Source organism: Romboutsia sp., assembly GCF_051659545.1.
Taxonomy (GTDB): domain Bacteria; phylum Bacillota; class Clostridia; order Peptostreptococcales; family Peptostreptococcaceae; genus JBOFOR01.
Map to the genome: position 1 here is coordinate 17,200 of NZ_JBOFOR010000062.1, position 12,594 is coordinate 29,793.

A 12,594-nucleotide genomic window follows, 5' to 3' on the forward strand; every position below is an offset into this window, starting at 1 on the left:
AAAACTATAAAATTGGAATTATAACTAATAAGGAGGCAAATATGGAAAAAACGTTAAAAGAAATATTAAATTTAAATAGAAAATATACAAATTATGGACAGGTTGCTAGTTATATACCGGAGTTAAAAAATGCTAAGAGAGATGACCTAGGCATATGTATAATTGACAAAGATAACAATATTTATAAAGCTGGTAATTGTGATACAAAATTTACAATACAAAGTATCTCTAAGCCAATAGTACTTGCAATGGCATTGATGGATAATGATTGGTCGTATGTTTTTTCTAAAGTAGGAATGGAGCCAAGTGGAGATCCATTTAACTCAATAATGAAATTAGAAACTAATGATAGTAAAAAGCCAAGCAATCCAATGATAAATGCAGGAGCAATTGTAACTACATCTCTTATAAAAGGAGCTAGCGTTGAAGAAAAAGAAGAAAGAATGTTAAAGTTTTTTAGGAAACTAGCTAACAATGATACATTAGATATAAACTATGAAGTATATAAATCAGAAAAAACAACTGGTGATAGAAATAGAGCAATGGCATATTTATTAAAAAATGATGGATTTGTTCAAGGTAATGTAGAAGAAATTCTAGATTTGTATTTTAAACAATGCTCTATTGAAGTAGACGTAGTTGATTTAGCAAGAATAGGAATAAATCTTGCAATGTACGGAGTAAATATAGAAAATAATGAGAGATTATTAAGTGAACGTGTTTCTAGAATGGTGAAGACATTTATGATAACTTGTGGTATGTACGACTCATCAGGCGAATTTGCTATAAAGGTGGGAATACCGGCTAAATCAGGAGTTGGAGGTGGCATAATGGCTTCAGTTCCTAACTCTATGGGTATTGGAGTATATGGGCCAGCTTTAGACAAAAAAGGCAATAGTATAGCAGGAGTTAAAGTATTAGAAGAACTTTCTCATAGATATAAATTAAATATTTTTTAAAATATAGAATTTTTTGACAATTTCAAGTAGTTCATATATAATTAAATTACAATAAAATAATTTTTTTGTAGGGGTGGGGGAATGAAAGAAGTACTTGTGCTTAGAGATTTGGAGTGCATAAAGGCAATTGCACATCCAAGAAGAATAGACATATTGAAAACATTTGACAAATCACCATTGTCAGCTAAGCAATTATCACAATTATTAGATGAGCCTCATGCTAAAATTAACTATCATATAAAGACACTTTACAAGGTAGGAATTTTAGAATTAGTAGAGGAAAAGATAAAGTCGGGCATTGTAGAAAAATATTATTATCCAAAGGCAAAAAATATAGTTATAGCAAAAAGTGTAATTAACTTTTCTTTAAATAATAGCCAAGAGGAAAAACAGGAATTATGTATATCTAAATTTGAAGATATAGTCGAACTATTTTATCAAGCAGCGGAAGAGGATCTTTTAGAAAGTGAAAATATACTTGATTACCATGATGTTTATCTTACTCAAAGTGAATTAGTAGAACTCAACAATGAAATTAACATAAAAGTGCAAGAAATTTTAAGTAAGAGAGTAGAACAAGAAAATGATATAAAGTATGATATAGCAATTGTTTCCGTACCAATAGCGCAAAAGCAAGAGTGTAGTATATAAAAATAAGTATCAACATTGTTGATACTTATTTTTTTGGGTATAATTAAAAGTAATTAAATTTTATTAGGAGGAGTCACAATGATAGTAATAGGACCACACATTTCCATAGCTAAGGGATTTACAAATGCTGCTAAGACAGCTGTTAATATAGGAGCAAATACTTTTCAATTTTTTAGTAGAAATCCAAGAGGAGGAAACGCTAAAGAATTTGACGAAAAAGATATACAGAAATTTCAAGAAATTAGAGAAGAAAATAATTTAGGGCCGCTTTTAGCTCATGCGCCTTATACTATGAACTTAGGTGGAAACAAAGAAGAAGTATACGAGTTTGGTAAGATGGTAATAAAGGAAGATATCAAAAGAATGGATTCTTTAGGTGTAGAATACTTATGCTTTCATCCAGGTAGTCATGTAGGTGGAGGTATAGAAGCAGGAATAGATAGAATAGCTAATGCTTTAAATGAAGCTATAACAGGCAATGAAAATATAATGATACTTTTAGAAACGATGTCAGGAAAAGGAACTGAAATAGGTTACAACTTTGAACAATTGAAACAAATAATAGATAAAGTAGATTATAAAGAAAGAATGGGTATATGTTTAGATACTTGTCATATATTTTCAGCAGGATATGATATAGTTAACAATTTAGAAGGAGTACTTGAAGACTTTGATAGAATAATAGGTCTTGATAAATTAAAAGTTGTACACTTAAATGACAGTATGATGCCTTTTGGAGCTAATAAAGATAGACATTCTGTAATTGGAGGAGGAGAAATCGGATTAGATGCTATTGTAAAGTTTATGGCACATCCTAAAATTGCTTCATTGCCATTTTTCTTAGAAACTCCTTTAGAGGATGAAGGCCATAAAGAAGAAATAGAAATGATAAAGAAAATACTATTTGATAAATAAATTAAAGACAAAACTTGAATTAACTGGTAAATTGAATTTATAATAAATAGAGGTAGAAAAATACATTATAAATTTAGGTGGTAAAAAATGAGATTACTTGGGAAAACTGAAATGAAAGTTAATAGAGTTGGATTTGGTGGAATACCAATTCAAAGAATAACGCAAGAAGATACTAATATGGTAATAGACCAATTAGAAAAATCAGGTGTTAACTTTATAGACACAGCTAGAGGATACACTATAAGTGAAGAGTACATAGGAAATGCACTAAAAGGTAGAAGGAATGAATTTTTTATTGCAACAAAAAGTATGTCTAGAGACTATGAAGGTATGAAGAAAGATATAGAAATAAGTTTGAAAAATTTAAACACAGATTATATTGATTTATATCAACTTCATAATGTTAAGGTAGAGGAATATAATAAAGTATTAGAAGATGGAATGGCTTATAAAGCTTTATTAGAAGCGCAGCAAGAAGGTAAGATAAAATACATTGGAATAACTAGCCATAGCTTAGATACCATAGAAAAAGCAGTAGAAGATGATAAGTTTGTGACTATACAGTTTCCATACAATATAGTAGAAAATCAAGCTGATGAAGTTTTCAAAAAAGCGAGTGGAAAAGGAATTGGAATAATAGTAATGAAACCTTTAGCGGGAGGAGCTATAGATGACGCGACCTTAGCTATAAAATATATCTTATCAAAAAACTATATAGATGTAGTTATACCAGGCATGGAAAGTGTAGAGCAAGTTAAAGAAAATACAGAAGTTATCAAAAATCTAGAATTAACTAAAGAAGATGAAATGAAAATAGACAAGATTAAAGAAACTTTAGGAAAGAGATTTTGTAGAAGATGTGAATACTGCTTGCCTTGCCCACTTGGTATAAACATACCGGTAAACTTTTTATTAGAAGGGTATTACACAAGATATAACTTAAAAGAATGGTCAAAAGAGAGATATGCGGCATTAGATGTAAAAGCTAAAGACTGCGTAGAATGTGGTTTATGTGAAAAAAAATGTCCATATGAACTTCCAATAAGGGACATGCTAAAACAAGTATCAGAAAAGCTAGACTAAATAAGAATTATAGAATATAAAATAGAAAATAATAAAGAGAACTTACAAATATGTTAGTTCTCTTTTTAATAGTAAAAAATTGTATAGTTCGTAATATTTTAAAAATATTATTTTTTAGAAATATTATAGGATACATTGAACTGAGATACTGGATAAAGTTCTATTTCTACACGTGGATTATCTTTATCTATAAAATCAAATAATAATACAGGTTTAAGTTGCTTATCATTTTTTATTATTCCGCTTTTTTCTATGCCATCACAAATACTTTTAGGATAGTTATGAAGATCGCCCATAACCTTATTAGGAAAATACAATTTAAGTACTGTTATTAAATTTTCCTCAATAGTATCTCCTAAATACTGTTGATTTATAAAACCTGCAATCATATTTTCATAGGCTAAATATTTTGAATGTTTACCTGTAGAAGGCATCCATGCTTGTCCGTGAATATTATGAAGCTTAAAATTAGATTTACTTATAGGTCTACCTGGTATTGTTAGTTTAATCAAATTATCACCATCCTTATACATTAGTTATTATAAAGCTAATATAAGTTTAAAGAAAGGATATTTTATGAAGAAAGAAGAATTAAAAGATTTTTGTGCATCTATAGGTTTAAAATATGTAGGAATATGTGGAGTGAAAATAAACCATACTTTAGAAACTATAATAAAACGTAGATTATCAAATGGTCATACAACGGGAATGGAGGAACCTATATTAGAAAATAGGGTTAATCCTAAAAATATAATGAGAAATGCTAAATCTATAATAGTGTGTGCTTTTCCTTACTATATAGGAGAAGACGAAGAGAGTAATTTATCAAAATATTGCTACGGAAAAGATTATCACATTGTTGCTAAAAGTATAATGGAAGAAATATCAAATCACTTAATTCAAAGGATAGATGGTTTTGAATATAAAATATTTGTAGATAATGGACCTTTAGTAGATAGATATTTAGCGTATAGTGCAGGCGTAGGATACTTCGGATTAAATAACAATATAATAACTGATGATTATGGTTCATACGTCTTTATAGGGTACATAATAAATAATTATGAATTTAATGCGGATGAACCTTTACCCAAAACCTGTATAAAATGTGGTAAGTGTGTAGAATATTGTCCGGGAAATGCTCTTTTAGGAAATTTTGAAATGAATCCAAAGAGATGTTTGTCGTATATAACTCAAAAAAAGGGAGATTTAGATAATGATGAAATAGAAGCTCTAAAAGAAAATAAAAAAATATTTGGTTGTGATATATGTCAAGATGTATGCCCACATAATAAAAATATAATAAAAACAAATATAGATGAATTTAAAAACAACATAATCACCAAATTAGAATATGAAGAGATAAATGAAATATCTAACAAAGAATTTAAAAAAAAATATGGAGATAGAGCATTTAGTTGGAGAGGAAAAAACATAATAAAAAGGAATTTAGAATTGATTTTAGAAGAGCCTGAGGATTAGCAATCTGAAGGCTTTTTTTTTGGAAAATATAGTAGTTAACCATATTAAATAAATGTTTAAGTAATATGCAGAGGGATGATGAATAAAATTAATAATAGATAAATTAACATTTACAAGCCTAAAAACATAGAATGTATAAAAAAGAAGGGGGGAGGTTTATGCTAATTTACAACAACACATCTGAAATAGAACCTCTAGAAAGTATACTAGGTCAAGAAAGAGCTATAACTGCTATGGAAATGGGATTAAAAGTTGATAATCCAGCATATAACATGTACTTAGCGGGAGACTCTGGAACAGGTAAAACTACGTATGCTATGAAAGCTTTAAAAAAATATGCTTTGAAAAAAAGCACACATAAAGATTGGTGTTATGTTTATAATTTTGAAAATACTAGAGAACCAGTAATAATAGATTTAGAAAAGGGATTGGGAAAGGTATTTAAAAAAGATATTGAAAAGTTAATTGAAACTTTAGCAGATGAATTAAAAGACGCTTTTGAAAGTGAAGATTTTGAGTTAGGAAAAAATCAATTAATTGAAGATTATGAGAGAGAAAAAGATGTTCTACTAAAGAAAATAAAAAAATATGGTGAAGAAAAAGGATTCAAACTAAAAAATAGTAAAGTTGGAATGGTATTCATACCTATAAAAGATGAAAAAGAACAAGAAGAAGGAAAAGAACAAGAAAAAGAAAAAGAAAATGAAGATGCTAGTGATGAAGAATTTTACAAAGTAAAAAGAGAATTAGAAAATATGGCAATACAGGTAGTATATAAAATAAGAGATTTGGAAGATGCAGCGAAAGAAGCACTTTTAGAGTTAGAAGAAGAAGTAGCTAAATTTATAATAGATCCACATATACAAATTTTAGCCGAAAAGTATAGCCAATATGAAAAAGTTCAAACACACCTTAAAAATATGAGAGAAGATATATTAGAGTATGTATATTTATTTTATATGGATGAGGAGGAGTTAAAAGAAAAATATGATAAAGACTTATTTGTAAAATATAAAGTAAATTTATTTGTAGACAATGGTATAGATAAAGAAAAGTCTCCTGCCCCTGTAATAGTAGAAATAAACCCAAGTCCAGCAAATTTATTTGGGAAAGCTGAATTTGATTACAATAATGGAAATATAAAAACAGATTTCACAAAATTAATTCCAGGTGCAGTTCATAAAGCAAATGGAGGATACTTAGTTTTATATGTAGATCAACTTTTAAGGTATCCTTTGTCTTGGGATATGTTAAAAAGAGCCATACAATCAAGGAAAATAGGTGTTGATACTCAAACTTCAATAAAGCCTCAAAACATGTCCATAAATATGAAGGTAATATTAATAGGAAGTAATTATATGTACAATCTATTGTATAATTACGACCCTGATTTTAGTAAATATTTTAAAGTTTTTGTAGACTTTGACAATGAAATGGATAAAAATGAAATTAACGAAGATGGTATAGCAAAATTTATAGCTTTCCAATGCAATAAAAATAAAATAAAACATTTTACTTATGATGCAGTGCAAGAAGTAGTTAAACTTAGTTGTAGAATTGCAGGGGATAAATATAAATTATCAACTCAATTTAATAAAATTATGGAGATTGTACTAGAAGGAAATGCATATGCTGAGCTTAGAGAAGTTGAATATGTGGATAAAGAAGATGTTAAAAAAGCAATAAGCGAAAGAAGAAAACGAGTAAGCAGAATAGAATGTAAAATGAATGAGTCTTTAGAAAATGGATTTACTCTTATAGAAACTAAAGGTCAAAGGGTAGGAGTTATAAATGGATTATCAGTTTTAAATACAGGAGAATATTCTTTTGGTAGACCATCTAGAATAACAGTTACAACAAGTCCAGGAAGTAAAGGAATAGTAAATATAGAAAGAGAAGTTGAGATGAGTGGTCCAATACACAGTAAAGGCGTTTTAATATTAGGAGGATATTTAAGTGAAAACTTTGCACAGGAATTCCCATTATCATTAAATGCATATGTTTGTTTTGAACAGAACTATGGTGGAGTGGATGGAGATAGTGCAACAGGAGCAGAGTTATATGCATTATTATCATCATTAAGTAATATACCTCTTAAGCAAAATATAGCAGTTACTGGATCTATGAATCAAAAAGGGGAAATTCAAGTAGTAGGAGGAATTACTGAAAAAATAGAAGGATTTTACTCAGCCTGTAATAAAATAGGGATAAGTGATAGTCAAGGCGTAATAATTCCTAAAAATAATAGTAGAAACTTAGTCTTATCAGATGAAATTACTAACGCTATTAAAGAAGGTAAATTCCACATATATACAGTTGAAAGAGTAGAAGAAGCTATAGAAATATTGACTGACTTAAAATTTGAGGAAATAAAAAGAATGACGATAGACAGATTAAGAGAATTCAGTAATCTGCAAAATAATAGTAAAAAGTAGTTTTACAAAACAATAAAAAGGGTACATTTTATAAGGAGTAAAAACTAAAAAAGTTTTTGCTCTTTTTTTAAAATAAAAAATAAAATATATAATAGTTTGTTATATATTGATGAATATGATAAATAATATAATTAACAAAGGAAAATTCTTAAAGGGGGAATAATAGTGAAAAATGTTAACAAAATATTAGATATATTAGAGGAAACTTACCCAGATGCAAAATGTGAGTTAGATTATACTACGCCATTTGAACTTTTAGTAGCAACTATACTATCGGCCCAATGTACTGATGTTAGAGTAAATAAAGTTACATCAGAGTTATTTGAAAAATATAATACTCCGAATCAATTTGATAATTTAAGTGAGGAAGAAATAAGTAGTTTTATAAAAAGTTGTGGATTATATAAAAGTAAATCACAAAAAATAAAACAAACAGCTCACCAGATTTGTCGTGATTATGAAGGCGAAGTGCCAGAAACAATGGAAGATTTAATTAAATTACCTGGAGTTGGAAGAAAAACTGCAAATGTAGTATTAAGTAATGCGTTTAATCAAGATGCAATTGCTGTTGATACACATGTATTTAGAGTTGCAAATAGAGTAGGTATAGTTAAATCAGATACTCCAGAAAAAACCGAATTTGAGCTTATGAAAGCTGTACCTAAAAGCAGATGGTCTCATGCTCATCACATTTTAATTTTTCATGGAAGGAGGATATGTAAAGCTAGAAAACCCGAATGCAACAATTGTCCTATAAAAAACGATTGCAATTACTATGAAGAAGGGAATGACGGCAGTGAAAAGACATAATGTTATAGTAGTGTTATTGGTAGGAATCTTTTTTTTAGGGAATCTTAATTTAGTACAAGCTAAAAATAAAGAAGAGAAGATATATAAAAATATTTACATTAAAAATATTGATGTATCAAATCTTACGAAGGTAGAAGCAAAGAACAAGCTAGAGGAAGTAATAAATAAAAATAATCAATTTAATTTAAACTTAGCAGATAGAGTGTACAACTTAAAACTTAATGAAATAGGCGTTTACTACAAAATAGATGAAAGCATTAAAAAAGCGTATAGCGTAGGGAGAAGTGAAGATGTACTTTCTAATATTAAGACTAGAATGAATTTAAAAATGGGAAAATCGTGTAAAGTTGATCTAAACTATGCTTATGATAATAATAAACTAGAAAATTATATATCTTATATAAAACAAGAAATAAATAAAACACCTATAGATGCTACTATAAAAGTAGAAAATAATTTGTTAAAGTATGAAAAAGAAAGTTATGGAATTGAAATAGATGAATACAAACTTAAAGGAATAATAATATCAAAAATAGAAGCTATATATAGCACAGAGAATGAAATTCCTATAAATCATCTAAACCCACAATACTTATACAGTGATGTAGTCAAAATAGATACAATATTAGGAAGCTATGAAACACACTTTAATGCAAAATTACAAAATAGAGTAAACAATATAAGAGTAGCGGCAAAAGCAACCAATGATGTAATAGTAAATAAATCTCAAGAATTTTCTTTTAATAAATATGTAAATGATAATACTATAATTAGTGAATTCAAAAAGGCACCAGTAATTGTAAATGGAAAACTTAAAGACGGTTTAGGTGGAGGCATTTGTCAAGTTTCAAGTACCATTTATAATGCATCACTTTATTCGGGATTACAAATAACAAAAGTTAAAAATCATAGTATACCAAGTGCATATGTCTCAAAAGGAAGAGATGCTACTGTTTCAACTGGAGATGTTGATTTTAGATTTAAAAATAATTTTAATTCACCTATACTTATTCATAATGAAATTAAGGGAAATAGAATAATTTCAACTATTTATGGAAATAAAGAAGATAAAAAGAATATAGAGGTAACAACATATATAACAAAAAAAATGCCCAATAAAGTAAAAGTTAAAAATAGCAATAAACTTTATGTAGGAGAAAGTAAAGTTTTTCAAAAAGGAAGAGTTGGATATAAAGTAAATACTTTTAGGATATACAATGGTGAAGGAGATAAGATAAAAGAGTTTATAAATGAAAGCTATTATCCTCCGTTGGATGAAATTATAATACATGGAACCAAAGAAAGAGGAATAAAAAATAATATGGATACTCAAGTTATTTAGGATCTATAACATAAGGATTAAAATATTTTATAAATAATTAAAATACTTTAATCCTTATATCTACATATAATAATAACTTTAATAAAGTAAGTTTTTAAGTGATATATTTTCTGTTATAATTAAAGTTGAGACAAAAATAAGGAGGACAGACATGTCATTAAATGTAGTCTTAGTAGAACCAGAGATACCTCAAAATACGGGAAATATAATAAGAACATGTGCAGCTACAGGAACAACGCTACACTTGGTTAGACCGTTAGGTTTTTCATTAGAAGATAAATATTTAAAAAGAAGTGGTCTTGATTACTGGGATTTAGCAAACATACAGTATTATGATAGTTTTGAAGAAGTTTTAGAAAAAAATCCACAAGGAAAATTCTTCTATTCAACAACTAAAGTAAACCAATCACATTCAGATGTAGAATTTGTAGAAAATTCATTTATAGTATTTGGCAAGGAAACAAAAGGATTACCTGAAACACTAATAAAAGAAAACTTAGAAACAGGTATAAGAATACCTATGATAAATATTGAAAAAGCTAGATCGCTGAATTTATCAAACTCAGTGGCTATAGTGGTATATGAAGCGTTAAGACAATTAGAATACCCTAATATGAGGTAATTCTATTTAATCTAAAGATAGTTTAAGAAGGGGAGTATATTTTAAATGAGAGATTTAAAAATAATATGTGATAGTTTATCGGATATACCGAAAGATTTAATAGATAAATACGATATAGAAGTAGTACCATTAACAGTTATATTAGACGGAAAAGAATATAAAGATGGTATAGATTTATCTAATGATGAATTTTATAGAATACTTAGAGAAACAAATGCATATCCAAAAACTTCTCAAGCTACATATGCTCAATTTAAAGAAGTATTTAAAAAGTATGTTAATGAAGGTAGAGCTGTATTATATATAGCTGGTTCATCTGTAGCTACAGGTACGTACCAAAGTGCAGTTATAGCTAAAAATGACACAGAAGGTGAAATATATACATATGACTCTAAAGCATTTTCTTATGTAATAGGAATATTAGTGGTAAAAGCTGCTCAGTTAGTTAAAGAAGGTAAAAACATAGAACAAATAATGGACGAAATACACGAACTAAGAGAAAAAACTCAAGTATTGTTTTCTGTAGATACTTTAGAATACTTACAAAAAGGTGGAAGGATATCTTCTACAAAGGCTGCAATAGGAAGCATATTAAATATAAAACCTATATTGGATATGAAAGAAGGATTAGTTTCTCAAGTATGCCAAGTCAGAGGTAAGAAAAATGTTATAGCTAAAATGGTAGAAATAATAAAAGAAAATAGCGGAACAGATTTTAGTGAAGATACTATATGCATAGGCTATAGCGATGACTTTAAAGAAAGAGAAATATTAACTCAAGTAGTTAAAGAAGAATTTAACCCTAAAGATATACTATACTTCCAAATTGGAACTTGTGTAGGTTCTCATGCAGGGCCTGGATTAACAGGAATAGTATGGGTAAAAAAATAATAAATATAAATAGAGTCTTCCTTAATAAAATTTAAGTAGAAGACTTTTTTTATTTACTAAATTAAGAAAAGGTGTATACAAAATATAAAAAAAAGCGTTAAATGGCTAAATAGTATGTCACACACATAAATAAAAGCCAATATATAAGCAAATTATAAAAAAAATTATACACGAAATAAATTTAAACGTTACACAAATTTATATAGAATTAAAGAAAAAAATAGTGTAAAATAAAATAAGAATCATTATTACATATTAAATTTGATTGTACTATTAGGAGGATATTTATGAAACTTAAAAAGTTTTTAGCAGTAGGATTAGCTACTGTTATGAGTGCCAGCATATTAGTTGGATGTAGCTCAAAGCCATCAACTGAAGAACCAGACAAAAAAGATGATGTAAAGCAATTCAAAATAGGTATGGTTACTGACGTTGGGGGAGTAAATGACGAAAGCTTTAACCAATCTGCATGGAAGGGATTAGAAGACCTTAAAAAGGAATACGGTGCAGAAAAAGTAGACGTACAATACTTAGAATCTAAGCAAGATGCTGACTATGTTCCAAACATAGAGACTTTTGTAGATGATGAAAAAGATTTAATAATAGGTGTAGGGTTTAAATTAGAGCCAGCTATAGCAGAAGCAGCTAAAAATTACCCTGAAAAGCAATTCATCCTTATAGATGCAGTATGTAACGGTGGAAACCCTGAAAATGTAACATCTTTAGTATTTGAAGATAATGTGTCAGCTTACTTAACTGGATTAATAGCTGGTAGAATGACTGAAACTGGTAAAGTTGGATTTATAGGTGGAATATCAGGTGAAGTTATAGACAGATTTGACTATGGATTTAGAGCTGGTGTTGAAGCTGCAAAACCAGGTACAGAAGTAATGGTTCAATATGCAAATAGTTTTACTGACCAAGCTTTAGGAAAATCAATAGCTAACCAAATGCACTCTAAAGGTGGAGATGTAATATTCTCGGCAGCAGGAGCTGTTGGAATAGGTGCTATAGAAGCTGCTAAAGAAAACAACAAAAAAGCTATAGGTGTTGACTTAGACCAAAATGCTTTAGCTCCAGATAATATAATAACTTCAGCTATGAAGAATATAGATGTAGCAGTATTCAAAGCTGGTGAGCAACTTATAAAAGGTGAGTACAAAGGTGGAGAAGTAGTAACTAATACATTAGAAATGGGCGGAGTTGGTATAGCTCCAACTACAAGCGAAAATGTACCACCAGATGTATTAAAGTATGTTGAAGAACAAGCTGAAAAGATTAAAAAAGGTGAAATAAAAGTTCCTCAAAATGAAAAAGAATATAAAGAATTAAAGAAATAAAGAATTAAAGGACTATCCTATTAATAGGATAGTCCTTTTTACATTAGAGATATGAATAGAAACA

The 12,594-nt window shown here is 28.5% G+C and carries 12 protein-coding genes; 11 read left to right on the forward strand and 1 reads right to left on the reverse strand.

The annotated features are described in order from the left end of the window. The first annotated feature begins 41 nt into the window (after positions 1-41). The 4 genes from glsA to ACRC03_RS03500 all read left to right on the forward strand — a co-directional run bounded on the left by glsA (position 42) and on the right by ACRC03_RS03500 (position 3,608). Positions 42-959 carry a glutaminase A gene (glsA, locus tag ACRC03_RS03485; protein WP_438651160.1) on the forward strand — a complete coding sequence of 306 codons (918 nt, stop codon included), beginning with the start codon at positions 42-44 and terminating at the stop codon, positions 957-959. A gap of 81 nt (positions 960-1,040) precedes the next feature. Then, positions 1,041-1,610 carry an ArsR/SmtB family transcription factor gene (locus ACRC03_RS03490; protein ID WP_438651161.1) on the forward strand — a complete coding sequence of 190 codons (570 nt, stop codon included), beginning with the start codon at positions 1,041-1,043 and terminating at the stop codon, positions 1,608-1,610. Between the two features lie 78 nt (positions 1,611-1,688). Then, positions 1,689-2,525 (forward strand): deoxyribonuclease IV, encoded by an 837-nt coding sequence (locus tag ACRC03_RS03495; protein WP_438651163.1) that lies wholly within the window; start codon positions 1,689-1,691, stop codon positions 2,523-2,525. Between the two features lie 87 nt (positions 2,526-2,612). Next, positions 2,613-3,608: an aldo/keto reductase gene (locus ACRC03_RS03500; protein ID WP_438651164.1), complete on the forward strand. Its 996-nt coding sequence runs from the start codon at positions 2,613-2,615 to the stop codon at positions 3,606-3,608. A 107-nt stretch (positions 3,609-3,715) separates the two neighbouring features. Here ACRC03_RS03500 and ACRC03_RS03505 read toward each other — a convergent pair whose 3' ends face one another. Beyond that, positions 3,716-4,120, reverse strand: coding sequence for a RusA family crossover junction endodeoxyribonuclease (locus tag ACRC03_RS03505; protein ID WP_438651165.1), 405 nt, complete (start codon positions 4,118-4,120; stop codon positions 3,716-3,718). A 64-nt stretch (positions 4,121-4,184) separates the two neighbouring features. On the opposite strand from ACRC03_RS03505, the gene queG reads away from it, so the two are divergent. From queG to ACRC03_RS03540, 7 genes are all read left to right on the forward strand, one after another. Then, on the forward strand, positions 4,185-5,090 hold the full coding sequence (gene queG, locus ACRC03_RS03510) for a tRNA epoxyqueuosine(34) reductase QueG (protein WP_438651166.1): 906 nt from the start codon (positions 4,185-4,187) through the stop codon (positions 5,088-5,090). A 158-nt stretch (positions 5,091-5,248) separates the two neighbouring features. Continuing rightward, positions 5,249-7,525, forward strand: coding sequence for a Lon protease family protein (locus tag ACRC03_RS03515; protein WP_438651167.1), 2,277 nt, complete (start codon positions 5,249-5,251; stop codon positions 7,523-7,525). A gap of 165 nt (positions 7,526-7,690) precedes the next feature. Then, complete coding sequence (nth, locus tag ACRC03_RS03520; protein WP_438651168.1) at positions 7,691-8,335, forward strand: endonuclease III; 645 nt, start codon at positions 7,691-7,693, stop codon at positions 8,333-8,335. Continuing rightward, positions 8,301-9,677 (forward strand): VanW family protein, encoded by a 1,377-nt coding sequence (locus ACRC03_RS03525; protein WP_438651169.1) that lies wholly within the window; start codon positions 8,301-8,303, stop codon positions 9,675-9,677. The genes nth and ACRC03_RS03525 overlap by 35 nt, the downstream gene beginning before the upstream one ends. Before the next feature lie 151 nt (positions 9,678-9,828). After that, positions 9,829-10,299, forward strand: a complete 471-nt coding sequence (gene trmL, locus ACRC03_RS03530) for a tRNA (uridine(34)/cytosine(34)/5-carboxymethylaminomethyluridine(34)-2'-O)-methyltransferase TrmL (RefSeq protein WP_438651170.1) — start codon at positions 9,829-9,831, stop codon at positions 10,297-10,299. A 45-nt stretch (positions 10,300-10,344) separates the two neighbouring features. After that, positions 10,345-11,190 carry a DegV family protein gene (locus ACRC03_RS03535; protein ID WP_438651171.1) on the forward strand — a complete coding sequence of 282 codons (846 nt, stop codon included), beginning with the start codon at positions 10,345-10,347 and terminating at the stop codon, positions 11,188-11,190. A 287-nt stretch (positions 11,191-11,477) separates the two neighbouring features. Next, positions 11,478-12,530, forward strand: a complete 1,053-nt coding sequence (locus ACRC03_RS03540) for a BMP family lipoprotein (protein ID WP_438651172.1) — start codon at positions 11,478-11,480, stop codon at positions 12,528-12,530. Positions 12,531-12,594: the final 64 nt, after the last annotated feature.

Excerpts from the sequence above, each read along its gene's own strand:
- glsA (WP_438651160.1), top strand. The coding sequence starts at position 42 with ATGGAAAAAACGTTAAAAGAAATATTAAATTTAAATAGAAAATATACA.
- ACRC03_RS03490 (WP_438651161.1), top strand. The coding sequence starts at position 1,041 with ATGAAAGAAGTACTTGTGCTTAGAGATTTGGAGTGCATAAAGGCAATT.
- ACRC03_RS03495 (WP_438651163.1), top strand. The coding sequence starts at position 1,689 with ATGATAGTAATAGGACCACACATTTCCATAGCTAAGGGATTTACAAAT.
- ACRC03_RS03500 (WP_438651164.1), top strand. The coding sequence starts at position 2,613 with ATGAGATTACTTGGGAAAACTGAAATGAAAGTTAATAGAGTTGGATTT.
- queG (WP_438651166.1), top strand. The coding sequence starts at position 4,185 with ATGAAGAAAGAAGAATTAAAAGATTTTTGTGCATCTATAGGTTTAAAA.
- ACRC03_RS03515 (WP_438651167.1), top strand. The coding sequence starts at position 5,249 with ATGCTAATTTACAACAACACATCTGAAATAGAACCTCTAGAAAGTATA.
- ACRC03_RS03525 (WP_438651169.1), top strand. The coding sequence starts at position 8,301 with ATGAAGAAGGGAATGACGGCAGTGAAAAGACATAATGTTATAGTAGTG.
- trmL (WP_438651170.1), top strand. The coding sequence starts at position 9,829 with ATGTCATTAAATGTAGTCTTAGTAGAACCAGAGATACCTCAAAATACG.
- ACRC03_RS03535 (WP_438651171.1), top strand. The coding sequence starts at position 10,345 with ATGAGAGATTTAAAAATAATATGTGATAGTTTATCGGATATACCGAAA.
- ACRC03_RS03540 (WP_438651172.1), top strand. The coding sequence starts at position 11,478 with ATGAAACTTAAAAAGTTTTTAGCAGTAGGATTAGCTACTGTTATGAGT.